A 24,922-nucleotide genomic window follows, 5' to 3' on the forward strand; every position below is an offset into this window, starting at 1 on the left:
CTCAGAAGCTAGACGGCGGCAGCGGCAACGGCAGCCCGGGCAGGCCGTCCAGGCTGGTCGCGATGTGCTCCTTCTTGGTGAAGTACGCGCTCAGCGAGGCGTCGTCCTCGCGGGCGAAGCGCTTGCCGTGCAGATCGCGGTCCTCCTCGTAGGCCATATGGGGAACCGCGTAGCCGCAGGAGTCGCGGACCAGTTCGGCGTGGACGACGATGATCGCGCGCAGTCCGTGCTGCTTCGGGTCGACGGCGGGGAAACGCGCGAGCAGTTCCCCGAAGCGCGGGTCGTCACGGAAGACCGGCTCGCCCCGGCCGTGCACGCGCACGATGTTCGGCGGACCCTGGAAGGCGCACCACATGAGGGTGATCCGGCCGTTCTCCCGCAGGTGGGCGATGGTCTCCGCGTTGGACCCGGCGAAGTCGAGGTAGGCCACGGTGAATGCGTCCAGCACCTCGAACGAGCCCCTGAGGCCCTTGGGGGAGAGGTTGATCGTGCCCTCGTCGGCGAGGGGAGCGGTCGCGGTGAAGAAGAGGGGCTGCTCCTCGATGAACGTCCGGAGCCTGCCGTCGATGCGTTCATAGGTCTTTCCCATGTCTAACGATTATCGACGCAACTCGTTCGCTCGTCTAATGAATTGCCCGATCCGCCGGTCGGGACCCGTCGAGGCCACCGCAGTCGCCCCGGCCGCGGTGGATGCGGGGTGGTCGCGGCCCGGCTCTCGAAGGCGGCGATTGACGAATCATGCAGAGTTCTGCATACTCATGCATGTCAGCAAGTGCAGTGTGAGGAGAAACCAGTGACCGAGCGCGTCGTACTCGCCTACTCGGGCGGTCTGGACACCTCCGTCGCCATCGGCTGGATCGCCGAGGAGACGGGCGCCGAGGTCATCGCCGTTGCGGTGGACGTCGGCCAGGGCGGAGAGGACCTGGACGTCATCCGCAAGCGCGCCCTCGCCTGCGGTGCCGTCGAGGCCGAGGTCGCCGACGCCAGGGACGAGTTCGCCGACGAGTACTGCCTCCCGGCGATCAAGGCCAACGCCCTCTACATGGACCGCTACCCGCTGGTCTCCGCCCTCTCCCGGCCGACGATCGTCAAGCACCTCGTGGCCGCCGCCCAGAAGCACGGCGCCACGACCGTCGCCCACGGCTGCACCGGCAAGGGCAACGACCAGGTCCGCTTCGAGGCCGGCATCGTCGCCCTCGCCCCCGACCTGAAGTGCATCGCCCCGGTCCGTGACTACGCCATGACCCGTGACAAGGCGATCGCCTTCTGCGAGGAGAAGCGGCTCCCGATCGCCACCACCAAGAAGTCCCCGTACTCCATCGACCAGAACGTCTTCGGGCGCGCGGTCGAGACGGGCTTCCTGGAGGACATCTGGAACGCCCCGATCGAGGACATCTACGAGTACACCTCCAACCCGGCCACCCCGCGCGAGGCCGACGAGGTGATCATCACCTTCAAGGAGGGCGTCCCGGTCGCCGTCGACGGCAAGCCCGTCACCGTCCTGCAGGCCGTCCAGCAGCTCAACGAGCGCGCCGGCGCCCAGGGCATCGGCCGGATCGACATGGTCGAGGACCGCCTCGTCGGCATCAAGTCCCGCGAGGTGTACGAGGCCCCGGGCGCGATCGCGCTCATCACGGCCCACCAGGAGCTGGAGAACGTCACCGTCGAGCGCGAGCTGGCCCGCTACAAGCGGCAGGTCGAGCAGCGCTGGGGCGAACTGGTCTACGACGGCCAGTGGTTCTCCCCGCTCAAGCGCGCCCTGGAGGGCTTCATCAACGAGGCCAACCAGCATGTCTCCGGCGACATCCGGATGACCCTGCACGGCGGCCGCGCGGTCGTCACCGGTCGTCGCTCCGAGTCGTCCCTGTACGACTTCAACCTCGCCACCTACGACACCGGCGACACCTTCGACCAGGCCGCGGCCAAGGGTTTCATCGACATCTACAGCCTGTCGTCGAAGATCGCGGCCAAGCGGGACCTGGCCTGACCCCGTACGGGTCCACCTCACGCGTATCAGCCTGACAGCCGCCTCCCCGCCTGGAAGGGTGGGGAGGCGGTCGTCCACAGCCATCTCTCCGAGGAGCAAACGCAAGTGAGCAGCAACAGCGGTGACGTACGGCTCTGGGGCGGCCGTTTCGCCGACGGTCCCGCCGAGGCCCTGGCGAAGCTGTCCGCGTCCGTCCACTTCGACTGGCGGCTCGCGCCCTACGACATCGCCGGTTCACGCGCCCACGCACGCGTGCTGCACCGGGCGGGCCTGCTCACCGAGGACGAACTGACGCGCATGATCGCCGGCCTCGACCGGCTGGAGGCCGACGTGGCCGACGGCTCCTTCGTGGGCACGATCGCCGACGAGGACGTCCACACCGCTCTGGAGCGCGGTCTCCTGGAGCGCCTCGGCCCCGACCTGGGCGGCAAGCTGCGTGCCGGCCGGTCGCGCAACGACCAGGTGGCGACCCTCTTCCGGATGTACCTGCGGGACCACGCCCGGATCATCGGCGGCCTGATCGCCGGCCTCCAGGACGCGCTGATCGGCCTCGCCGAGGCCCACCCGGACGTGGCGATGCCCGGCCGCACCCACCTGCAGCACGCCCAGCCGGTGCTCTTCGCCCACCACGTCCTGGCCCACGTGCAGTCCCTGTCCCGGGACGCCGAGCGGCTGCGCCAGTGGGACGAGCGGACGGCGGTGTCGCCGTACGGCTCCGGAGCTCTCGCGGGCTCCTCCCTCGGCCTGGACCCGGAGGCGGTCGCCAAGGACCTCGGCTTCGAGCACGGCAGCGTCGGCAACTCGATCGACGGCACGGCCTCCCGCGACTTCGTCGCCGAGTTCGCCTTCATCACCGCGATGATCGGCGTGAACCTCTCCCGGATCTCCGAGGAGATCATCATCTGGAACACGAAGGAGTTCTCCTTCGTGACCCTGCACGACGCGTTCTCCACGGGCTCGTCGATCATGCCGCAGAAGAAGAACCCGGACATCGCGGAGCTGGCGCGCGGCAAGTCGGGCCGTCTCATCGGCAACCTCACCGGGCTCCTGGCCACCCTCAAGGCCCTGCCCCTCGCCTACAACCGCGACCTCCAGGAGGACAAGGAGCCGGTCTTCGACTCCTGCGACCAGCTGGAGGTGCTGCTCCCGGCCTTCACCGGCATGATCGCGACGCTCACCGTCAACCGCGAGCGCATGGAGGAACTGGCCCCGGCCGGCTTCTCGCTGGCCACCGACATCGCCGAGTGGCTGGTCAAGCAGGGTGTGCCGTTCCGTGTGGCGCACGAGGTCGCGGGGGAGTGCGTGAAGGTCGCCGAGAGCGAGGGCAAGGAGCTGGACGAGCTGACGGACGAGCAGTTCGCGAAGATCTCCACCCATCTCACCCCGGAGGTCCGCTCCGTCCTCAACGTCCCGGGCGCCCTCGCCTCCCGCAACGGCCGCGGCGGCACCGCTCCCAGCGCGGTCGCCGTCCAGCTCACCGAGGTCAAGGCGGACGTGGCAGGCCAGCACGAGTGGGCCACGGCCAAGGAGAAGCAGTAGGGGAGCGCCCCGTCAGGGGCGCGGGGAACTGCGCGACGAGCCACGGCCGACGCGCAGTCGCCGGCGGGCCGGTACCACCCGAGCCCCCGGCGCCCGGCTCCCCGAACGGAGCGTCATCGCGGGTTACGTTGGTCGCAAGCCGTACCGGAGCCGACCGAACGGAGCCCGCGATGCCCTTCGCCCGTCTTGCGCACGCCACGACGCCGACCTGCCACATCGGCCTCGGCCTGGCCGCTGTCGGCCGCCCCGGCTACATCAATCTCGGCCGGGACGAGGACCTGGGCGAGAACCGCAGCGTCGACGCGCTCCGGAGCCGTACCCACGAACTCCTCGACGCCGCCTACGCCCAGGGCGTGCGCTACTTCGACGTCGCCCGCTCCTACGGCCGCTCCGAGGAGTTCCTCGCCGACTGGCTGAACGCCCGCCCGGACGTCGACGACGTGGTCGTCGGCAGCAAGTGGGGCTACACCTACACGGCCGGCTGGTCCACCGACGCCGCACAGCACGAGGTGAAGGACCACGGCCCGGCGACGTACGAGCGCCAGCGCGCCGAGACCGACGCGCTGCTCGGCGACCGGCTCGACCTTTACCAGATCCACTCGGTGACCCCGGACAGCCCCGCCCTCACCGACAAGGACCTCCACGCCAGGCTCGCCGAAGCAGCCGCCGAGGGCCTCAGTATCGGCTTCTCCACCAGCGGCCCCGCCCAGGCCGACGCGATCCGCGCCGCCCTCGAGGTGACCGTCGACGGCGAGCCCCTCTTCCGCACCGTCCAGTCGACGTACAACGCCCTGGAGACCTCGGCGGCACCCGCGCTCGCCGAGGCGCACGACGCCGGACTGACCGTGATCGTCAAGGAGGGCATGGCCAACGGCCGGCTCGCCGCGCCGCACGCCCCGGACGTGCTGAAGGCCGTCGCCGAAGAGTCCGGCCTCGGCTGCGACGCCGTCGCCCTCGCCCTGATCCTGCGCCGGCCGTGGGCGGGTGTCGTCCTCTCCGGCGCCGCGACCGTCGCCCAGCTCGCCTCCAACCTCCACGCGCCGGTGGTGGACCTCGACGAGGACCAGCTGACCCGTCTCGCCACCCTGGCCGAGGACCCACGCGCCTACTGGGAGCGGCGCGGGCAGCTGCCCTGGCACTGACAAGGCATCCGCTCCGACCAGCCTCGATGAGATACCCATGCCTAATGTGAGACAATGATGTCTCACATGGTCTATGCTTGTCTCATGGCCCTGGATCGTGACCACGTGCTGCGCAGCGCAGCTGCCCTGCTGACCCGCAAGTCCACGGCGACCATGGACGAGGTCGCCAAGGCCGCCGGGATCAGCCGGGCCACGCTGCACCGTCACTTCGCCGGACGCGACGCGCTCGTTCGGGCGCTGGAGGCGCTCGGCATCGCGGAGTGCGAGGCGGCTCTGGACACGGCCCGTCTGGACGACGGACCGGCGGGCGAAGCCGTACGCCGCCTGGTCCGCGCGATCGAACCCTCGGCCGCCCTGCTCGCCTTCCTCTACACCGAGAACCAGCTGTTCGAGGGCGAGGAACAGAACCAGGGGTGGGCCCGCATCGACGAGCGCCTCACGGCCCTGTTCCGGCGCGGCCAGGAGAGCGGCGAGTTCCGCATCGACCTCACCCCGGCCTGGCTCACCGAGGCGTTGTACGGCCTGCTGGGCTCCGGCGCCTGGGCGGTGGCCGAGGGCCGGGTGGCCGCCAAGGACTTCACCTACATGATCGTCGAGCTGCTGCTCGGCGGCGCACGACGCCCCGACGCACCACGAATCGACGCACCACGGTCCGGTGCACCTCGCCCCGACGCACCGCGCAGCGACGCATCACGAATCGACGCACCACGAAGAGAGGAATCATGACCAGCACCCTGCGGCCGGCTCGCGCGGCGGAGGTGGAGAAGCGCCCGGGCCGCTGGCTCGCGCTCTCCGTCCTCGTCCTGGCCGTGCTGCTGGTGGCCGTCGACGCCACCGTCCTCGGCCTGGCGACCCCCTACATCAGCGAAGACCTCAACCCCTCCGGCACCCAGCTCCTGTGGATCGGTGACGTCTACTCCTTCGTCATCGCCGGTCTGCTGGTCTCCATGGGCAGCCTCGGCGACCGCATCGGCCGTAAGCGGATCCTCCTCGGCGGCGCCGTGGCGTTCGGTGCGATATCCGTCCTGAACGCCTATGCGACGACGCCCGAACTCATGATCCTGGCGCGGGCGCTGCTCGGTGTCGCGGGTGCCACCCTGATGCCCGCCACCCTCGCCCTGATCCGCAACATCTTCCACGACCCGCGCGAGCGCAGCCTCGCGGTGGGCATCTGGGGCGCCACCGCCTCCGCCGGTACGGCCGTCGGCCCGATCACGGGCGGCTTCCTGCTCGAGCACTTCTGGTGGGGCTCGGTCTTCCTCATCAACCTGCCGGTGATGGCGGTCCTGGTCCTCGTCGGCATCCGCACCCTGCCCGAGTCCCGCAATCCGAACCCGGGCCCCTGGGACCTGATCAGCGTCGTCCTGTCGCTGGTCGGCATGATCGCCGTCGTGTACGCGGTCAAGGAGGCCGCCACCCACGGCTTCACCGGGCCCACGCTCGCCGCGGCCCTGCTCGGCGCGGCGGCCCTGTACGGCTTCGTGCGCCGCCAGCTCACCATGCCGGCCCCGCTGCTGGACATGCGCCTGTTCCGGCGCCGTGGCTTCAGCGGAGCGGTCCTCGCCGACCTGCTGACCGTGCTGGGCATGTCCGGCCTGGTGTTCTTCCTCTCCCAGTACCTGCAACTCGTCCAGGGCAGGCGCCCGTTCGAGGCGGGCCTGGCCGAACTGCCCGCCGCCGTCGGAGCGGTGGCGGCGGGTCTGGTCGCGGGCCGCGCGGCACGGCGCTTCTCCGTGCGGGCCGTGGTCTCGGGCGGCCTCGCGGCCGTGGGCGTCGCACTCGCCGTCCTCACGAGCGTGGGCGGTTCGACGGGCTACCCGGTCCTCGGCGCCGCGCTCCTGGTCGTCGGCATCGGCGCCGGCTTCTCCTTCACGGTGACGGCCGACGTGATCCTCTCCAGCGTGCCCAAGGACCAGGCGGGCGCCGCCTCCGCGGTCTCCGAGACGGCGTACGAACTGGGCGCGGCCCTCGGTATCGCCCTGCTCGGCTCGATCGTCACGGGCGTCTACCGGGACTTCACGGGCCCGGCCGGCACCCCGGCGGGGGCTCACGAGTCACTGGGCGCGGCGGTCGAGGCATCCGCGCACATGCCCCACCACACGGCGGAAGCCATGCTGGACGCGGCCCGCGCATCCTTCGTCCACGGCCTGCACCTGGCCTCGGCCGCAGGAGCGGCGGTCCTGCTGGCAACGGCACTGGCGGCCTGGTTCCTGCTGAAGGGCCAGAAACTGGAAAGCGCCGGGTGAGGTGACCAGCTCAGGGGCGCGGGGAACTGCGCGAGAGACCACGACGCACCCGCGCCTGCCGGACGGACAGGGCCACCAGGGCGGTCAGGCGGCCTTCGCCTTCGTCGCATACATGTCCACGTACTCCTGCCCGGACAGCCGCATGACCTCAGCCATCACGGAGTCGGTCACGGCCCGCAGCACATAGCGGTCCCGGTCCATCCCCTCGTACCGGGAGAACTCCATCGCCTCGCCGAAGCGGACGGTGACCTTGCCGGGCCGCGGCATCCCCGCCCCGCCCGGCTGCAGCTTGTCCGTGCCGATCATCGCGAAGGGGACCACGGGCGCGCCCGTCATCAGCGTGAGGCGGGCGATGCCGGTGCGGCCACGGTAGAGGCGGCCGTCGGGAGACCGTGTGCCCTCCGGGTAGATGCCGAAGATCCTGCCCTCCTCGAGGACGCGGCGGCCGGTCATCAGCGCCGCCACACCGCCGCGACCGCCGTCGCGGTCCACCGGGATCATCCCGACGCCCGTGAAGAACCAGGCCATGAGCCGGCCCTTGAGGCTCTTGCCGGTGACGTACTCGTCCTTGCCGATGAAGACGACCTGCCGGTCACAGACCAGGGGCAGGATCATCGAGTCGATGAACGTCAGATGGTTTCCGGCCAGAATGACCGGGCCGTCCCCGGGGATGTGCTCCACGCCCTCCACCTGGGGGCGGAACATCAGGCGCATGATCGGTCCGAGCACTGCCTTGATGAGCGCGAAGCGGGACAACGGGTCCTCCGATGTCGAGGGAAGCGATATGTGTCTGTGCAGGTGAGGACATTACTCGCGGCTCCGGGGGAAGCGCACATCGGGTGCGCCCGGTTCACCGAGGTCTTACGTACTGTTGACACTGGTTTACCTGCGGTGACGGGCCGGAGCCGGTCCGTGACGCCCCGGCGACGGTGTGACGGACATCGCGCGGAGCCCTCCCGGCCCGGGTGCCCGCCCCGCCCCCGCCCATGCCGACGGACCGTCATCTCCCGTCCCGGACCTGCCATACGGCGTCAGCCACGTGTTCGACCCGAGGACTCCCGTCCGTCATGTGCGGCCCCCTACGATCGGCGCGCATCGAACGGGCGGACGGCAGGAGAGCGCTCATGGACAGCGACCAGGCGAACGGGCAGACGCAGGGAACGGGACGGCGGGCGCTCCTCGGCGCAGCGGTCCTCGGCGCGGGCGGAGCGGTCCTCGGACTGTCCGGCGCCGCCAGAGCGGCCGAGTCCCGCACCGCCGCGCACGGCGGGCGCGGACTGAAGAGCCTGCCGAAGCCGACGATCATCGGCCACCGGGGTTCCAGCGGCTACCGCCCCGAGCACACGTTCGGCTCGTACAACCTGGCCCTCGACCTCGGCGCCGACGTCGTCGAGGCGGGCGACCTGGTGCCCACCAAGGACGGTCACCTCGTCTGCCGCCACGAGCCGGAGATCGGCGGCACCACGGACGTCGCCTCCCACCCCGAGTTCGCCGGCCGCAAGACCACCAAGGTCCTCGACGGCGTCCCCACCACGGGCTGGTTCACCGAGGACTTCACCCTCGCCGAGCTGAAGACGCTGCGCGCCGTCGAGCGCATCCCGGCGAACCGGCCGCACAACACCCTCTACAACGGGCGCTGGGAGATCCCCACGTTCGAAGAGGTCCTCGAGTGGCAGGACGAGCAGACCCGCAAGCGCGGCCGGCAGGTCTGGATCTACCCCGAGACCAAGCACCCCACCTACTTCCGCAAGCTGGGCCTCGGCCTGGAGGAGCGGGTGGCGAAGCTGCTGCGCAAGTACGGCAAGGACGACCGGCACGCGCCGGTCATCCTGCAGTCCTTCGAGCCGAGCAGCATCCAGAAGCTGAACCAGCTGGTCGACAACCCGCTGGTGGTCCTGCTCTCCACGGCGGACAGCCGCCCCTACGACTTCGTCGAGGCGGGCGACCCGCGCACGGTCGCCGACCTGATCACCCCGAAGGGCCTCAGGGAGATGGCCGGCTACGCGCAGGGCATCGGCCCGACGCTGGACCTCGTCATCCCGAAGAACGCCGACGGCACCCTGGGCAAGCCGACCACGCTCGTCACCGACGCGCACAAGGTGGGCCTGGTCCTGCACCCCTACACCATGCGCAACGAGAACCCCTTCCTCCCGGCCGAGTACCGCAAGGGAACCGCCGCGGACGCCTACGGCGACGCCTTCGGCGCCTTCGGCACGTATTTCGCGACCGGCATCGACGGTGTCTTCACCGACAACGCCGACACCGGCGTGCTCGCCCGCGCCGACTTCCTGGCCGGCTGAGCCCGCGGGCCCGCCGCCCATCGGTCCGTGGGTCTGTCTGTCCGTGGGTCCGCCGGCCTGAGCGTCCGTCAACGGCGAGGCCGTACTGCACCCCGTTCGGGCTGACTCCCCGCCGCCCCGGAAACCTGCCGCCGGGGCGGTGCGTCGTTCCGTATATGACGCACGACCTGGTGACCACCCTGGGCCCGCTGCTCACGGCCGAGGCCTCCGCCGAGGCATATTTCTCCGGAGACGAGCCGGACGACCTGGAACAGGCCGTCTGGCTCCGCCTCCTGGAGCGCCTGCAGGCCGACGGGCCGCCGCAGGACCCGCAGGGCTGGCTGCGCAAGGCCGTCCGTGCCGAGGCCCGCCGCAGCCGGCGCACGACGCGCCGGGAACGCCCCTACGGCACCGAGCCGGCCGACGACCTGCGCCCCGGCCCCGAGCAGCTCGCCCTGACCGCCGCGCGCCACCGCGCCCTGCGCAACGCGGTCCGCCGGCTGCCCGGCCGCTGCCCCCGCCTCATGGAGGCGCTGCTGTCCCCGAAGGACCTGACATACCGGGAGATCGCGGGGGAGTTGGGTATCTCACAGGGCAGTCTCGGACCGGAACGTTCCAGATGTCTGGGATGTCTGCGGCGATTGCTCGCGCCGGAGGTTGCGGCCCGTGAAGCGCGGGGATAGGTGTGGGGGACGACAGGCGATCAGGTGAGCGGGAGGCATGCGCACATGGGCATGAGCGTGACCATCTCGGTGGCGACCGAGCAGGACACGGAGCAGATCTTCAAACTCCAGTACCTGTGCTTCCAGAGCGAGGCGGCGCTGTACGGCAACTACCGCATCGACCCGCTCGTCCAGACCCTCGACTCGGTGCGCCAGGAGGTCGGTTCCGACTGCGTCTTCGTGGCCCGCCTCGGTGAGGAGGTGGTCGGCTCGGTGCGCGGCAAGGTGACCGAGGACGGAGCGGCCGCGATCGGCAAGCTCTGTGTCCACCCCCGCCTGCAGGGCCACGGCATCGGCGCCAGGCTGCTGCGCGCGGCCGAGGCGGCGCTGGCCGAGGAGCGGGGCGCCACCAGGTTCCGCCTCTTCACCGGCCACCGCAGCGAGGGCAACCTCCGCCTGTACCGCCGCTCCGGCTACGAAACGGTGGGCCGTTCCCAGGGCGCCGACGGCGTGGAGATGATCGTCCTGGAGAAGCCGGCGGGAGCCTTCGCCCAGACGGCGTGAGGCAGAGCGCCCCGTAAGGGGCGCGGGGAACTGCGCGAGGACCCACGAACCACCCGGACTCGCAAACGCTCCTCAGGCGCCCCTCGCCATCCGCGCCTTCCGCAACCAGTACATCGCGGAAACAGGCAACAGCACGGGAATGAAGATGTAGCCCATCCCGTAATCGGACCACACGGTCGCGTCAGGGAAAGCGGACGGCTCGACCAGCGTCCACGTACCCACGATCAGCACACCCGCAAGCTCGGCCGCGCAGCACACCTGGGCCGCCCTGCGGGCCGTCTCCCCGCCGCGGATCAGCGTGTACGTGATGAACCCGTACACGACCCCGGCCACGGCCGAGAGCGAATAGGCCAGCGGTGCCCGCTGGAAGTCCGTTGCGATCTGGTACGCGGAACGCGACACCGCGCCGACCACCATCACGCCGTAGAACCAGACGAGCAGCATGCCCGGCCCGCTGATCAAACGCGTCGGCTTCTCCTCCAGCGCCGTCATCTCAGCCTCCCCAGATGTCATAGAGCCGCACCTCCAGTACGGCCAGCACCACACCGCCGGCCGCCACCGTCACCGAGCCCCAGCGCGTGCGCTCGGCCAGCGACATGAAGCCCGCCGTCGGCACGCACGCGAACGCGCCCAGCAGATATGCAACAAAGATCGTCGTGCCCTGCTCCGGCTTCTCGCCCCGCGCCAGCTGCACGATCCCGACCACCAGCTGGATCACGGCCAGGAGCGACACCACGGCCATGCCGATGAAGTGCCAGTCCTTGGTCGGCTGGTCCCGGTGGGCGGCCCAGCCGCACCAGGCGGCGAGCAGCAGCGCGGCGACTCCGGTCACCAGCGTCAGGGCATTGAGCATGCCGTGACCTTATTACGGCCGAAATGGCCCGGCGCCGCCGACCCCGTAGTCCACCGTAGGGTCTAGACCATGACGATCCACGCGCACGCCCTCCTGTTCGACAACGACGGCACCCTCGTCTCCTCCCTCGCCTCCGTCGAGCGCTGCTGGACGCGCTGGGCCCGTGAGTACGGCATCACGGCCGAGGAGTTCCGGCGCGTGGCACTGCACGGGCGGCCGGCGGCCGAGATAGTCGCCGACCTGCTGCCCGCCCGTCTCGTGCCGGAGGCGGTCGCGCGGGTCGAACAGCTGGAGGTGGAGGACGTGCCCGACGGGGGCGTTCAACTGCTGCCCGGGACGCGGGAGTTCCTCGCCCTGCTTCCCGCCGACCGCTGGGCCGTGGTCACATCCGCCACCCGCCGGCTCGCCGAGGCCCGCCTCGACGCCGTCGGCATCCTGCCCAAGACGCTGATCTGTGCCGACGACATCACCCGTGGCAAGCCCGACCCCGAGCCCTACCTGCTCGCCGCCCGGCAGCTCGGGGTGGACCCGGCCCGCTGTGTGGTCTTCGAGGACGCCCCGGCCGGACTCCAGGCGGGCCGTGCGGCCGGCATGACCACCGTGGCGTTGGCCACAACCCACCGGTCCGAGGAGCTGGACGCCGACCTGGTGGTCGAGGACCTGTCGGCCTTGTCCGCACTGGTCACCGACGGGGGAGTGGAAATCACCGTTCGCGATTGAGAACTGTCCGCCGCTGTCCAGCATGCGGACAGCGGCGGCCGGTCAGCACCGTAGGTCTGGTTTACTGATCGCATGACCACGACGAGCTGCCGCACCCTTGCGACCGAGGCGACCCTGACGCCCGGTGCTCGTTGTCTGTGTCTGCGTCGAATGTGCGCCTTCTAGAGGGCCCCTGCACCACCTGAGCCTCGCGCCCCGAAGCGAGAGCCGTGTCCTGTCCGACGCCGCTTCCCGGCATACGGACCGACGCCTCCCCCACTGCCTGAACGGCGTGGGGACCCAGCGCACACGAAGTTCTCCCCGGTTCACCGCCACAGCGAGAACCGTGCCGCGTCCCTGAACGAATGCAACGCATGCACCCGTGCCCGGGCACATCCACGCCCGCGCACTCGACAGTGACGGAAATCCCTGTGATCACCACCTCGGGCCTCACGAAAATCTACCGGGCTCACCGCTCCCGCGGCCGTGAGGTCACCGCCCTGGACGGCGTCGATCTCCACGTCCGAGAAGGCGAGGTCTACGGCGTCATCGGCCAGTCCGGCGCCGGCAAGTCCTCGCTCATCCGCTGTGTCAATCTGCTGGAGCGTCCGACATCCGGGACGGTGACCGTCGCCGGACGGGACCTCACCGCGCTCGCCGGGCGCGGCCCCCGCGCCGGCCGCGAACTCCGGCAGGCGCGCAGCCGGATCGGCATGGTCTTCCAGCACTTCAACCTGCTCTCCTCCCGGACCGTCCAGGAGAACGTCGAGCTCCCGCTCGAAATCCTCGGCAGGTCCGGCCGGGAACGCTCACGCAAGGCGCTCGAACTCCTCGACCTGGTAGGCCTCGCCGACAAGGCCGGGGCCTACCCCGCCCAGCTCTCCGGCGGCCAGAAGCAGCGCGTGGGCATCGCCCGCGCCCTCGCCGGCGACCCCAAGGTGCTGCTCTCCGACGAGGCCACCAGCGCCCTGGACCCGGAGACCACCCGGTCCATCCTCCAGTTGCTGCGCGACCTGAACCGGCAGCTGGGCCTGACCGTCCTGCTCATCACGCACGAGATGGACGTGGTGAAGTCGATCTGCGACTCCGCCGCCCTGATGGACAGGGGCCGGATCGTGGAGTCCGGCACGGTCAGCGAGCTGCTGGCCACCCCGGGCTCGGAGCTGGCCGCCGCGCTGTTCCCGGTGGGCGGCGAGGCCACCGGCGCCGACCGGACCGTCCTCGACGTCACCTTCCACGGCGAGGCCGCCACCCAGCCGGTCATCTCCCAGCTCTCGCGCACCTACAACATCGACATCTCGATCCTCGGCGCCGCCATCGACACCGTCGGCGGCCTCCAGATCGGCCGCATGCGCATCGAACTGCCCGGCCGCTACGAGGACAACGTGGTGCCGATCGGGTTCCTGCGCGAACAGGGCCTGCAGATCGATGTCGTCGGCCACGAGGGCCAGGAGCCCGTGCTGGTGAAGGAAGGCGCGAAGTGACCTGGTCGGAGATGCAGCCCGTGCTGTCCCAGGCGTGTTGGGACACTCTCTACATGGTCGGCTGGTCCACGCTGATCGCCGTCGTCGGCGGACTTCCGCTCGGCGTCCTGCTCGTCCTGACGGACAAGGGCGGACTGCTGCAGAACGTGGTCGTGAACAAGGTCATCGGGCAGGTCGTGAACATCGCCCGCTCGATGCCGTTCATCATCCTGATGGTCGCGCTGATGACCTTCACCCGCTGGATCACCGGCACCACCATCGGCCGCGAGGCCGCCATCGTCCCGCTGGCCGTCGGGGCGGTCCCCTTCTTCGCGCGCCTGGTGGAGATGTCGGTGCGCGAGGTGGACGGCGGACTCGTCGAGGCGGTGCAGTCCATGGGCGGCAGCACGTGGAAGGTCGTCCGCAGCGTGCTCGTGCCCGAGGCGCTCCCGTCGCTCATCTCGGGCGCCACCACCACGATCATCGCCCTCATCGGCTACTCGGCCATGGCGGGCACGGTCGGCGCCGGCGGCCTCGGCGACGTCGCCGTCCGCTACGGCTACCAGCGCTTCGAGACCGGCATGATGTGGATCACCGTGGCCATCCTCGCCGTCGTCATCTCCCTGCTCCAGGTCGTCGGCGACGTCGCGGCCCGCTCCCTGCACCGCCGCAGCGGCAGGTCCGGCGGCCTGCTCCTGTTCAGGCCGCTGAAGGGCGTCTTCCCCGGCACGGTCGCCGCCGACGCCGTGAAGAAGAGCTGACCGGCTCCCGGACTCACCATTCTCCCCGGGCCGACAGACCACCACCCCCCATGACGGCGCCCCGCGCCGACGCCCCGAGATCCGGGGTCGCACCACCCCTTAAGGAAAGGCACTTTTCGTGCGTAACACCGCCAAGCTCACCACCGCCGTCCTCGCCGCCGGAGCCCTCACCCTCGGGCTCACCGCCTGCGGCTCCGGCAAGGACTCCACCTCCTCCGACTACAGCGGCCCGCTGGTCGTCGCCGCGAGCCCGACGCCGCACGCCGAGATCCTGACCTTCGTCCAGAAGAACCTGGCGAAGAAGGCGGGCCTCGACCTGGAGGTCAAGGAGTTCACCGACTACATCACGCCGAACACGGCGACCGAGGACGGCTCGGTCGGCGCCAACTACTTCCAGAACCAGCCGTACCTGGACGACTTCAACAAGAAGCGCGGCACCCACATCGTGCCCGTCGTCACGGTGCACCTGGAGCCGCTCGGCCTCTACTCCCACAAGGTCAAGAAGGCCGACGCCCTCAAGAGCGGCGCGACCATCGCGGTCCCGAACGACGCCGTCAACGAGGCCCGCGCCCTCAAGCTGCTCGCCGCCAACGGGCTCATCACGCTCAAGGACGGCGCCGGCACCGAGGCGACCCCGCAGGACATCGCCAAGAACCCCAAGAACCTCAAGTTCAAGGAGGTCGAGGCGGCCCAGACCCCGCGCTCCCTGGACGACGTGGACGCGGCGGTCGTCAACGGCAACTACGCCATCTCCTCGGGCCTCAAGCCCGCCGAGAACGCCCTCGTCCTGGAGTCCGCGAAGAACAACCCGTACGGCAACTTCCTCGCCGTGAAGAAGGGCAACGAGAAGGACCCGCGGGTCAAGAAGCTCGCCAAGCTGCTCACCTCGCCCGAGGTCAAGAAGTTCATCGAGGACAAGTACCAGGGCTCGGTCATCCCGTCCTTCTGAGCCCGCTGACCAGCGGCTGAACCGGAACTGACGGCACGTAAGCGGCGTATCGCCACGCACGGGGTCCACTCCTTCACCCGGGGTGGGCCCCGTCGTGCGGTTCAGTGGTTTCATGCTGCATGCTGGGCAGTTCAGCGGGGCCCTGACGGTCCTGATGCTCTCTCAAGTTTTTCCGAAGGTTACGGAGCGGCGCATGACTAGCACCTTCCCCACCATCTCCATCAGCACGGAGCGGTTGGTGCTGCGTCCCCTCGACGAGGGCGACGTGCCGGCCCTGGCCGAGATGATGAACGACGAGCAGATCGCCGCCTGGACCGACGTCCCCCAGCCCTTCACCGAGCAGGCCGCCCGGCACTGGATCACCGGGTACGCGCCCACCGAGCGCGCCGCGGGCCGGGGTCTGGACCTCGCCGTCACCGAGTTCCTCACCCAGCGCCTGGTAGGCATCGTCCAGTTGGGCAAGACCAACTGGCACATCCGCTCCACCGAGCTGTCGTACATCGTCGCCCCCTGGGCGCGCGGCGAGGGCTACGCCTCCGAGGCCGCCCTCGTCACCGCGCAATGGCTCTTCGGCGACCAGAAGTTCGAGCGGATCGAGATCCGCACCGCCGCCGACAACACCGCCTCCCAGCAGGTCGCCCAGAAGATCGGCTGCATCAGCGAGGGCGTGCTGCGCAACGCCTGCATAGTCCACCACCGCACCGAGGACGGCGCCTGGGCCGACGTGCGGACCGACTTCATCGTGTGGAGCCTCCTCCCGGAGGACCTGGAGGGCGCCGACGAGCAGCTCGCCGACACCGGCGGTTTCGGGCCCTACTCCGACTGGAACTGACGCCGACGAGGCGCGCCCGCAGCTGCCTGCGGCCCCGCCCCACCGCGCGTCCGCTACTTTCACCGGGTACGCTCACGGAGCCCGCCCACGGGCCCCGTACCCACGACGACCTGCGAAAACCTGGAGACTGACGACGATGGCCGACCGGGTCACGGTGATCGGCTGGGACGGCTCGCCGCTGACTGATGCGGCACGCGCCGCCCTTGGCGCCGCCACGCTCGTGGCCGGTGCGGCCCACCATCTGGCGCTGCCCCAGGTCCCGCCCGCCGCCGAGCGCATCCGGCTCGGCAGCCTCGCCCTGGCCGCCCGCCGGATCGCCGCCCACCGCGGCACCGCGGTCGTGCTCGCCGACGGCGACCCCGGCTTCTTCGGCGTCGTACGGACCCTGCGCGCTCCGGAGTTCGGCCTGGAGGTCGAGGTCGTCCCGGCCGTCTCCTCCGTCGCCGGCGCCTTCGCCCGCGCCGGCATGCCGTGGGACGACGCCCAGGTGGTCGTCGCCCATCCGCGCACGCTGCGCCGGGCCGTGAACGTGTGCCGTGCCCACACCAAGGTCGCCGTCCTCACCGCACCCGGCGCCGGACCCGCCGAACTGGGCCTGCTGCTGGACGGGGTCCACCGCACCTTCGTCATCTGCGAGGAACTGGGCACCGAACGCGAGCAGGTCACCGTCGTCACCTCCGACAAGGCCCCCGACCACGCCTGGCGGGACCCGAACGTCGTCATCGTCATCGGCGGCCCCGCGGGCTCGGCCGAGGGCGGCGGCTGGATCGCCGGGCGCGACCCGGGCGCCGGTCCGCGTGGCTGGGTGCAGCGGGACGAGGAGTACGCGGCGTACGCGGCGCACGGCGGCCGCCTCGGCGAAGGGGAGACGGAGCTGCTCCGGGCCGCCCAACTCGCCCGCCTCGGACCCCGGATCGGCGACCTCGTCTGGGACATCGGCTCGGGCAGCGGAGCGTTCGCCACCGAGGCCGCGCGCGCCGGGGCGGCCGTCATCGCCGTCGACCGGGATCCCGGCGCCTGCGCGCGCACGGAATTGGCCGCCCGCCGCTATGGCGTCCAGCTCCAGGTCGTGCAGGGAACTGCCCCCCATGTCCTGGAAAACCTGCCCGAACCGGACGTCGTCCGGGTCGGCGCCGGGGGAGCCGCCGTGGTCTCCGCGGTCGCCGACCGGCGCCCGCAGCGCATCGTCACCCACGCCGCCACCCGTGACGAGGCCGAGCTCGTCGGCCGCGGTCTGACCGAACACGGATACCGCGTCGAGTGCGCTCTGCTGCAGTCCGTCGAGCTCGACACCAGGGCCTGGACGGAGACCGAGCGGAACGTTGCGTTCCTGCTCAGCGGCGTATTGCCGGATCGCGCCCCGTGATCCTGTTGTCGTACTGCGCGCGGTAGGCTGGCCGATCGTTGTACCGCTCCGGTGGCCCGGAACTTCGTTCGTCAATGTCCGGAAAGCACGCCCGTTTTGGGGCGGGTGTGGTACGGCAGAACCCGAGGACGCGCAACGTGGCGCAGTCCACAGCGGGCTGTCGCGGATCATGCTGTCGCGACGGCGGAACGGCCGGGACAATGCCACTGAATGGCTTTGTCGCCTTTTTTGGGCAGGTCGTTCGTGCCGCTGGGCACGCACGCTCGTTCTTCACTGCGGGGCGGTCGGTGCGCCGTCCCGGGTGAGCTGGACGTAGGAGCACTAACCGATGGGCGAGGGGTACGCATGACCGACACCGGCCAGGTCCCGGCCGAGGGGCAGCCGGAGAGCGCAGGCATGGTGGAACAGCCGGGCGCCCCCGCGCACGGCGCGTACACCTACCTCTCCGAGGCACCCGCCGAGGACGAAGACCTGCTGCTGCCGGGTGCCCAGGGCGCGTGGGGCAACGAAGTGCCGCCACCCGCCCCGGAACCGGTCGTCGAGGCCGTCCACGAGCCGGACCCGCACGAGACGGGCGGCCGGGACAGCGGTTCCGTCGACCTCAGCGGCGTCCGGCTGCCGAATCCGGCGCCGGCGTCCGTGCCTGCGTCGCCGATTCTCTCGGCTCCGCACGACCCGACGGCGGCCCCCCAGCCCTCGCGTCGGCCGCTGCATCTCGGGCCCCCGATCCCCGACGCCTCCGCCAGCCCCGTGCGCTCCCTCGCCGACCGCGGGCCCGCGGGCGTGCCGGTACGACAGCCGGCGGCGCCCACGGCCGGCCCCGAGTACCTCGACGCCCAGCCGCTGCACGACATGGCTCCGCAGAGCGCGGCCCCGTGGGGCGCCGCCCCGGCGGCCGTGGCCCAGGTCGGTACCGAGGCCCAGGCCGGGGAAACGGTCAGTCCGGTCGGGGGGTCCCTCGCGGAACCGGCCGACGCCGCCCAGGCCGCCATGGCCCGCCTCGCCACGCAGGCGGTCACGCAGACGCCGGACGAGGCTCCCCAGGAGCCGGCCCGGACGGGTGTCGTCCACGGCCACGACGGCGCGCAGCCGGTCCACGGCCACGACGGGGTGTACGCAGCTCCGGCTGGACAGGGCCCGGCGGACACCCATATTGCGGTGGAGGCCGGTCAGGACGTTGCGGTGGAGGCCGGTCAGGACGCCCACGTTCCGGCCAGGGCCGGTCAGGAGACGCCGGTCGCGCCGGTCGTGCAGGACGCACAGGGTGCGCCGGTCGCGCAGGGTCCGGCCGAGGCTCTGGAGGTGGCCGCGGACGGGACCGGTGGCGCCGAGAACGCGGCCGTGCCGGAGACGGCGGCCGTGCCGGAGACGTCGGTGGCGCCGGAGGCCGGACAGCAGACCGAGGGTTCGGTACCGGTACCGGTACCGACGGCGGCCGAGGCCGATCAGGGTGCCGAGCCGGCGGTGGTTGCGGAGACTCCGACCGCGGAGGCGCCGGGCGAGGTGGCCCCCGCCCCCGTCCAGGAGGCGCAGGGCGAGGCCGTACCGGGACAGCAGGCGGAGGGCGCGCAGGCACTGGACGCCGTCCAGGTGCCCGGGCCCGTCGTGCAGAACGACGGCGTGCAGCCGCAGCCGGTCGAGGGCGTGCCGCTCGGCGCAGCCGTGCCGCTCGGCGACGCCGCGCAGACAGCCGGTGCCGGTGGCGCTGACTCGGTGACGGGTGCGGCCGTGGCCGTGGCCGTGACCCAGTCTGCGGATGCCGCCACGGCCGGGGCTGCGGCACAGAGCGCGGACGCTGCCGCGGCTGTTGCTGTTGCACAGGGTGCGGATGCCGTCGTGGCCGTGGCCGTGACACAGGGCGCCGACGCCGTCGCGGCCGGGGCCGTGCCTCCGGCCGAGGCTGGCGCTCCGGCCGGGGCCGTGCCTCCGGCGGCGGACGCCGTTCCGGCTCCTGCTGTGGCTGCGGCCGAGGAGACCGACGCCGTTGCGGCCCATGGTCCGGCCGAGGGCGTCGACGCGGTCGCCGCCCAGCCCGTGCCCCACGTCGCCGACGCTGTCGCTGGCGCCGACGCTGTCGCTGTCGCTGGTGAGGGTGCGGCACCCGCCGCCGGCGCGGTCGCCGCCCACAGCGTCCCCGAGGCCGCCGACCCCGCTGCTGCTCAGGCGGCGGCCGGAGCCGTTCCTGTGCAGACCGACCCACAGGTCTTCGGCACCGGGGCCGGGGCCGTGGCGGCCGGACACGCCCCCGTCGCTGAAGGCACCCCCGTCGCCGAGAGCACCCTTGTGGTCGAAGGCAGCTCCGTCGTCGAGGGCGCCCCCGTCGCCGATCCCGTGCAGGTGCCCGTTGCCGACCAGGTCGCCGACCCCGGCCAGGCGCCCGCCGCCGAGTCCGCGCAGGCTGCCGAGTCCGCGCCCGCCGCCGACTCCGCGCAGGCCGCCGAGCAGGCAGTGGCCGCCGAGCCGGTCGCCGCCGCCACCGCGGCTGTCGAGCCGCAGGCCGAGGCCGTCGCCCCCCCGGGACAGGGCCCCGTGCAGGCCCCGCCCGTCGCCGACGGTGCGGTGACTCCGGCCGCCGGCACACTTGTGGCCACCGAGGCGCCTGAAGCGGTCCTCCCGCAGGCGCAGGGCCCGCAGATGGCCGCAGCCGTTCCGAACGAAGGTGAGGCCGTGGCCGTCGCACAGGAGCCGTCGCACCCGCAGGAGGCGGTCGGCGAGGGCATCCCCGCCACCATGCCGGCCCAGCCCTCCGCCCCGGCCGGTCCGCAACTCCGGTCCGCCGAGGCGGGGCCCGTAGTGGAGCAGGGCGCCCCCGGCCCGTCGGCGCCCGGCGTCACCGCGGACCCGCTGCTGCCCAACGTCCCGCTGGAGCCGCACCCCGAGCAGCTGCTCGGCCGGTTCGTGCCGGTCGAGGGCTCGGTGCCGACCTCCCCGCACCTGGCGCCGACCCCGCCCCATCCGCTCGTGCTGCCCGTCCAGGAGCAGCAGGAGTCCGTGGCCACGGTCCCGGCGCCGCGCGAGGCAGAGCCCGCCGCAGTGCCGGACGCCGAGCACGCCCCCGATGTCGTACAGCACGCGGAGGACCTGGAGACCAGGGCCGCCGACCAGGAAGAGAGCACGGCCGCAGTGGAAGAGGTACGACAGTCCACCGGACCGGCCGCGCCCGCCTACGACGACGCCGAGCGCGAGGCCGTCCTGAAGGTGATGCGCGAGCGGCGCGACATCCGCAACGGTTTCCGCAGCGACCCGATCCCGCACGAGGTGCTGCTGCGTGTTCTGGAGGCGGCCCACACGGCACCGTCCGTGGGCCACTCGCAGCCCTGGGACTTCGTCGTCATCCGCTCCGCCGAGACGCGCAGCACGATGCACGAACTCGCCCAGCGCCAGCGCGAGGCGTACGCCAAGTCGCTGCCCAAGGGCCGGGCCAAGCAGTTCAAGGAACTGAAGATCGAGGCCATCCTCGACACCCCGGTGAACATCGTCGTCACCGCGGACCCGACCCGCGGCGGCCGCCACACCCTCGGCCGGCACACCCAGCCCCAGATGGCGCCGTACTCCGCCGCGCTCGCCGTCGAGAACCTCTGGCTCGCCGCCCGTGCCGAGGGCCTCGGCGTCGGCTGGGTCAGCTTCTTCGACGAGCGCGAGATGGTTCGCGCCCTCGGCCTGCCCGAGCACCTGGAGGTCATCGCCTACCTGTGCGTCGGGTACGTCGACGAGTTCCCGGACGAGCCCGAGCTGATGCAGGCCGGCTGGTCCAAGCGACGCCCCCTGTCCTGGGTGGTGCACGAGGAGACGTACGGCCGCCGCGCCCTGCCCGGAGAGGAACCCCACGACCTGCTTGCCGAGACCGTCGCACAGATCCGCCCGCTCGACGCCAAGGCGCTCGGCGAGGCCTGGGAGCGCCAGAAGCGCATGACCAAGCCGGCCGGCGCGCTGGGCATGCTGGAGATCATCTCCGCGCAGCTGTCCGGGCTGTCCCGGCAGTGCCCGCCGCCCATCCCGGAGCCCGCGGCCGTCGCCATCTTCGCCGGCGACCACGGTGTCCACGCCCAGGGCGTCACCCCCTGGCCGCAGGAGGTCACCTCCCAGATGGTGGCCAACTTCCTGGGCGGGGGAGCGGTCTGCAACGCCTTCGCCAACCAGGTCGGCGCCGAGGTGTGCGTGGTCGACGTCGGTGTCGCCGCCGACCTGCCGGCCACGCCCGGGCTGCTGCCCCGCAAGATCCGCGGCGGCACGTCCGACATGACCACGGGCCCCGCGATGACCCGCGAGGAGGCCAAGGCCGCCATCGAGGTGGGCATCGAGACCGCCCGCGACCTCGTGGCGGCCGGCAACAAGGCACTGCTCACCGGCGAGATGGGCATCGCGAACACGACGGCGTCCGCCGCGCTGATCTCCGTCTTCACGGGCGCAGACCCGGCGGAGGTCACCGGTCGTGGCACCGGCATCAACGACGAGACCCTGGCCCGCAAGACCGAGGTCGTCCGGCGTGCCCTGGAACTCCACCAGCCGGACCCGGCCGACCCGATCGGCGTCCTCGCGGCGATCGGCGGCTTCGAGCACGCGGCCATCGTCGGCCTGCTCCTCGGCGGCGCCTCCCTGCGGACGCCGGTGATCCTGGACGGCGTCAGCGCCGGCGCCGCCGCCCTCGTCGCCCGCGCCATCGCCCCCGAGGTCCTTGCGGCCTGTATCGCCGGCCACCGCAGCGCCGAGCCCGGCCACGTGGCAGCCCTCAACAAGCTGGGCCTGCGCCCCCTGGTCGACCTCGACCTGCGCCTCGGCGAGGGCACGGGCGCGCTGCTGGCGCTGCCCCTGGTCCAGAGCACGGCCCGGGCGATGCACGAGGTGGCCACGTTCGATTCGGCAGGGGTCACCGAGAAGTAGGGGGCGGCTTCCGCCCGACGGTCGGTCAGGCGTGGCCCGTGGGCAGTCGTTCCGCAGGGGCGATGGGGGTCCCCCGCTCGCGCGAAGGCGAGAGCGGGGGAGGGCGTCCACGGACCGTGCAGCCGCACCCGGCCACCCTGCCCAGCCACCGGACAGCTGAGCCGCCTTTCCCGCCGCCAACGTAAAATCCGCACGTCAGGGCCACCGCAAAGCCGCAGAGGCCTCGCATTGCACAGCCGCAAGAGGAGCCGTCCCTCATGGCCGAACACCCCGCCTACCCCGTAGGCCTCCGCCTCTCCGGCCGCACCGTGGTCGTCCTCGGCGGCGGCCAGGTCGCCCAACGCCGCCTCCCGGCGCTGATCGCAGCGGGAGCGGACATCCTCCTCGTGTCCCCCGAGGCGACCCCGTCCGTGGAGGCGATGGCGGACGCGGGCGAGATCACCTGGGAGCGGCGCCCCTACGCGGACGGCGACCTCGCGGCGGCCTGGTACGCCCTGATCGCCACGAGCGACCCCGAGGCCAACGCCCGGGCCTCCGCCGAAGCGGAGCGTCACCGCGTCTGGTGTGTGCGCTCCGACGACGCGGACCGGGCGACGGCCTGGACCCCGGCGACCGGCCACAGCGAGGGCGTCACGATCGCCGTCCTCACCACGGACGCCAAGGGCCGCGACCCCCGCCACACCGCCGCCATCCGCGACGCGGTCGTCGAGGGCCTGCGCGACGGCACCCTCGTGGCCCCGCACCACCGCACCCGCACGCCCGGCGTGGCGCTGGTCGGCGGTGGCCCCGGCGACCCGGACCTCATCACCGTCCGCGGCCGCCGTCTCCTCGCCGAGGCCGACGTCGTCATCGCGGACCGGCTCGGCCCGCGCGACCTGCTCGCCGAACTCCCGCCGCACGTCGAGGTCATCGACGCCGCGAAGATCCCGTACGGCCGCTACATGGCCCAGGAGGCCATCAACAACGCCCTCATCGAGCACGCCCGGCAGGGCAAGTCGGTCGTACGGCTCAAGGGCGGCGACCCCTTCGTCTTCGGCCGGGGCATGGAGGAGGTCCAGGCGCTCGCCGAGGCCGGCATCCCGTGCACCGTCGTGCCCGGCATCTCCAGCTCGATCTCCGTGCCGGGCGCGGCGGGCATCCCGGTCACCCACCGGGGTGTCGCCCACGAGTTCACCGTGGTCAGCGGCCATGTCGCCCCGGACGACGAGCGGTCCCTGGTCGACTGGCCGTCGCTGGCGAAGCTGACCGGCACACTCGTGATCCTCATGGGCGTCGACAAGATCGGGAAGATCGCCGAGACGCTCGTCGCGCACGGCAAGTCGTCCGGGACCCCGGTCGCCCTCGTCCAGGAGGGCACGACCGCAGCGCAGCGCCGCGTGGACGCGACCCTCGCCACGGTCGCCGAGACCGTACGCGCCGAGGACGTGAAGCCCCCCGCGGTCATCGTCATCGGCGAGGTCGTGAACGTCGGCCCCGAGCCCGCGGCTTGATCACGCGTAACCCGGGGTAACACGAACCCTTCCCAGCCGTTGGCACCGCACCCAGGACAAGGCAGTATCACCCTGTGGCCGATCTCATCACCGTTGAGGATCCCGACGACCCGCGCCTGCGCGACTACACGGGCCTGACCGACGTCGACCTGCGCCGCAAGCGCGAGCCGGCCGAGGGCCTGTTCATCGCCGAGGGCGAGAAGGTCATCAGAAGGGCCAAGGAAGCCGGCTACGAGATGCGCTCCATGCTGCTCTCGGCCAAGTGGATCGACGTCATGCGCGACGTCATCGACGAACTCCCGGCCCCGGTGTACGCCGTGAGCCCGGAACTCGCCGAGCAGGTCACCGGCTACCACGTGCACCGCGGTGCCCTCGCCTCCATGCAGCGCAAGCCGCTGCCGACGGCGGCGGAGCTGCTGCGCTCGGCCCGCCGGGTGGTGGTCATGGAGTCGGTCAACGACCACACCAACATCGGTGCGATCTTCCGTTCGGCGGCCGCCCTCGGCATGGACGCGGTGCTGCTCTCGCCCGACTGCGCCGACCCGCTGTACCGGCGCAGCGTCAAGGTCTCCATGGGTGCGGTGTTCTCCGTGCCCTACGCGCGTCTGGAGAGCTGGCCCAAGGGGCTGGACTCGGTCCGCGAGGCCGGGTTCACCCTTCTCGCGCTCACCCCGGACGAGAAGGCCCGCAGCCTCGACGAGGCCGCGCCCCACCGGATGGACCGGGTGGCGCTGATGCTCGGCGCCGAGGGCGACGGCCTGTCCACCCAGGCCCTGGTCGCCGCCGACGAATGGGTCCGCATCCCGATGTCCCACGGCGTCGACTCCCTGAACGTGGGAGCGGCGGCCGCGGTGGCGTTCTACGCCGTGGCCTCGGGACGGCCGCAGTCCTGAACCGGGCCCGGGGAGGTCACTTCCCGGAGCCGGACGAGCTGAAGGCCGAGTCGTACCGCTCGGACATCAGCTTCCCGTCGTCCAGCGGAGTGAAGCCCGGCTGCACGTGCTCCTGCTGCCGGTCGTCCCCGCCGAGCCCGCGCGCCGGGCCCTGACAGCCCTGCGCCACCGCGATACCGAGCGCGACCAGCAGCGTCACCACCACGAACACGAACAGCCGCTGACGCAGCAGCCGGGGATTGGCCGGACGCCGCTTGGTCCTCGTGGGGTGCGGCCCCGGACGCCCGGGGCCGCCCCGCGCAGCGGGACGGTTCCC

The 24,922-nt window shown here is 71.8% G+C and carries 21 protein-coding genes and 1 pseudogene; 17 read left to right on the forward strand and 5 right to left on the reverse strand.

Annotated features, from left to right (window positions below; translation table 11 throughout):
* Position 1: 1 nt before the first annotated feature.
* On the reverse strand, positions 2-589 hold the full coding sequence (locus AB0H32_RS18580) for a pyridoxamine 5'-phosphate oxidase family protein (RefSeq protein WP_361121219.1): 588 nt from the start codon (positions 587-589) through the stop codon (positions 2-4).
* A 204-nt stretch (positions 590-793) separates the two neighbouring features.
* Here AB0H32_RS18580 and AB0H32_RS18585 point away from each other — a divergent pair, with 204 nt between their 5' ends.
* From AB0H32_RS18585 to AB0H32_RS18605, 5 genes are all read left to right on the forward strand, one after another.
* Positions 794-1,987 carry an argininosuccinate synthase gene (locus AB0H32_RS18585; protein WP_361121221.1) on the forward strand — a complete coding sequence of 398 codons (1,194 nt, stop codon included), beginning with the start codon at positions 794-796 and terminating at the stop codon, positions 1,985-1,987.
* Between the two features lie 105 nt (positions 1,988-2,092).
* The gene (gene argH / locus AB0H32_RS18590; protein WP_361121224.1) at positions 2,093-3,526 is read left to right on the forward strand and encodes an argininosuccinate lyase; all 1,434 of its coding nucleotides are present in this window, start codon (positions 2,093-2,095) and stop codon (positions 3,524-3,526) included.
* Positions 3,527-3,696: 170 nt separating this feature from the next.
* A complete protein-coding gene (locus tag AB0H32_RS18595) occupies positions 3,697-4,668 on the forward strand; it encodes an aldo/keto reductase (protein ID WP_361121227.1) in 972 nt (323 codons plus the stop codon).
* Between the two features lie 84 nt (positions 4,669-4,752).
* The gene (locus AB0H32_RS18600; RefSeq protein WP_361121230.1) at positions 4,753-5,394 is read left to right on the forward strand and encodes a TetR/AcrR family transcriptional regulator; all 642 of its coding nucleotides are present in this window, start codon (positions 4,753-4,755) and stop codon (positions 5,392-5,394) included.
* Complete coding sequence (locus tag AB0H32_RS18605; protein ID WP_361121233.1) at positions 5,391-6,914, forward strand: MFS transporter; 1,524 nt, start codon at positions 5,391-5,393, stop codon at positions 6,912-6,914. Before AB0H32_RS18600 ends, AB0H32_RS18605 begins: the two co-directional genes overlap by 4 nt.
* Positions 6,915-6,998: 84 nt before the next feature.
* Here AB0H32_RS18605 and AB0H32_RS18610 read toward each other — a convergent pair whose 3' ends face one another.
* The gene (locus AB0H32_RS18610; RefSeq protein ID WP_361121236.1) at positions 6,999-7,670 is read right to left on the reverse strand and encodes a lysophospholipid acyltransferase family protein; all 672 of its coding nucleotides are present in this window, start codon (positions 7,668-7,670) and stop codon (positions 6,999-7,001) included.
* A 368-nt stretch (positions 7,671-8,038) separates the two neighbouring features.
* On the opposite strand from AB0H32_RS18610, the gene AB0H32_RS18615 reads away from it, so the two are divergent.
* The 3 genes from AB0H32_RS18615 (at position 8,039) to AB0H32_RS18625 (ending at position 10,419) form a co-directional block, all read left to right on the forward strand.
* A complete protein-coding gene (locus AB0H32_RS18615; RefSeq protein ID WP_361121239.1) occupies positions 8,039-9,214 on the forward strand; it encodes a glycerophosphodiester phosphodiesterase in 1,176 nt (391 codons plus the stop codon).
* A 155-nt stretch (positions 9,215-9,369) separates the two neighbouring features.
* On the forward strand, positions 9,370-9,876 hold the full coding sequence (locus AB0H32_RS18620) for a sigma-70 family RNA polymerase sigma factor (RefSeq protein ID WP_361121242.1): 507 nt from the start codon (positions 9,370-9,372) through the stop codon (positions 9,874-9,876).
* Between the two features lie 45 nt (positions 9,877-9,921).
* Positions 9,922-10,419: a GNAT family N-acetyltransferase gene (locus tag AB0H32_RS18625; protein WP_361121245.1), complete on the forward strand. Its 498-nt coding sequence runs from the start codon at positions 9,922-9,924 to the stop codon at positions 10,417-10,419.
* 72 nt (positions 10,420-10,491) lie between these two features.
* Here the strand turns inward: AB0H32_RS18625 and AB0H32_RS18630 are convergent, their stop codons facing one another.
* Together AB0H32_RS18630 and AB0H32_RS18635 are read right to left on the reverse strand one after the other, a co-directional pair.
* On the reverse strand, positions 10,492-10,911 hold the full coding sequence (locus AB0H32_RS18630) for a hypothetical protein (RefSeq protein ID WP_361121248.1): 420 nt from the start codon (positions 10,909-10,911) through the stop codon (positions 10,492-10,494).
* 1 nt (position 10,912) lies between these two features.
* Positions 10,913-11,272 carry a hypothetical protein gene (locus AB0H32_RS18635; protein WP_361121251.1) on the reverse strand — a complete coding sequence of 120 codons (360 nt, stop codon included), beginning with the start codon at positions 11,270-11,272 and terminating at the stop codon, positions 10,913-10,915.
* Between the two features lie 69 nt (positions 11,273-11,341).
* Here AB0H32_RS18635 and AB0H32_RS18640 point away from each other — a divergent pair, with 69 nt between their 5' ends.
* From AB0H32_RS18640 to AB0H32_RS18680, 9 genes are all read left to right on the forward strand, one after another.
* A complete protein-coding gene (locus AB0H32_RS18640) occupies positions 11,342-11,992 on the forward strand; it encodes an HAD family hydrolase (RefSeq protein WP_361121254.1) in 651 nt (216 codons plus the stop codon).
* A gap of 410 nt (positions 11,993-12,402) precedes the next feature.
* Positions 12,403-13,455: an ATP-binding cassette domain-containing protein gene (locus tag AB0H32_RS18645; RefSeq protein WP_361121257.1), complete on the forward strand. Its 1,053-nt coding sequence runs from the start codon at positions 12,403-12,405 to the stop codon at positions 13,453-13,455.
* Entirely contained in the window at positions 13,452-14,195 is a 744-nt protein-coding gene (locus AB0H32_RS18650; protein ID WP_361121260.1) for a methionine ABC transporter permease, read from the forward strand. Before AB0H32_RS18645 ends, AB0H32_RS18650 begins: the two co-directional genes overlap by 4 nt.
* A gap of 118 nt (positions 14,196-14,313) precedes the next feature.
* The gene (locus tag AB0H32_RS18655; protein ID WP_361121263.1) at positions 14,314-15,144 is read left to right on the forward strand and encodes a MetQ/NlpA family ABC transporter substrate-binding protein; all 831 of its coding nucleotides are present in this window, start codon (positions 14,314-14,316) and stop codon (positions 15,142-15,144) included.
* A 193-nt stretch (positions 15,145-15,337) separates the two neighbouring features.
* Complete coding sequence (locus tag AB0H32_RS18660; RefSeq protein ID WP_361121266.1) at positions 15,338-15,976, forward strand: GNAT family N-acetyltransferase; 639 nt, start codon at positions 15,338-15,340, stop codon at positions 15,974-15,976.
* A 136-nt stretch (positions 15,977-16,112) separates the two neighbouring features.
* Positions 16,113-17,342, forward strand: a complete 1,230-nt coding sequence (gene cbiE / locus AB0H32_RS18665; protein WP_361121269.1) for a precorrin-6y C5,15-methyltransferase (decarboxylating) subunit CbiE — start codon at positions 16,113-16,115, stop codon at positions 17,340-17,342.
* A gap of 345 nt (positions 17,343-17,687) precedes the next feature.
* On the forward strand, positions 17,688-22,223 hold the full coding sequence (gene cobT, locus AB0H32_RS18670) for a nicotinate-nucleotide--dimethylbenzimidazole phosphoribosyltransferase (RefSeq protein ID WP_361121272.1): 4,536 nt from the start codon (positions 17,688-17,690) through the stop codon (positions 22,221-22,223).
* Positions 22,224-22,480: 257 nt separating this feature from the next.
* On the forward strand, positions 22,481-23,713 hold the full coding sequence (cobA, locus tag AB0H32_RS18675; RefSeq protein ID WP_361121274.1) for a uroporphyrinogen-III C-methyltransferase: 1,233 nt from the start codon (positions 22,481-22,483) through the stop codon (positions 23,711-23,713).
* A 74-nt stretch (positions 23,714-23,787) separates the two neighbouring features.
* A complete protein-coding gene (locus AB0H32_RS18680; protein WP_361121277.1) occupies positions 23,788-24,606 on the forward strand; it encodes an RNA methyltransferase in 819 nt (272 codons plus the stop codon).
* A gap of 16 nt (positions 24,607-24,622) precedes the next feature.
* Here AB0H32_RS18680 and AB0H32_RS18685 read toward each other — a convergent pair.
* Positions 24,623-24,922: pseudogene (locus AB0H32_RS18685) on the reverse strand (serine/threonine protein kinase); the annotation flags it as partial.

Source organism: Streptomyces sp. NPDC020362 (assembly GCF_040642095.1).
Taxonomy (GTDB): Bacteria; Actinomycetota; Actinomycetes; order Streptomycetales; family Streptomycetaceae; genus Streptomyces.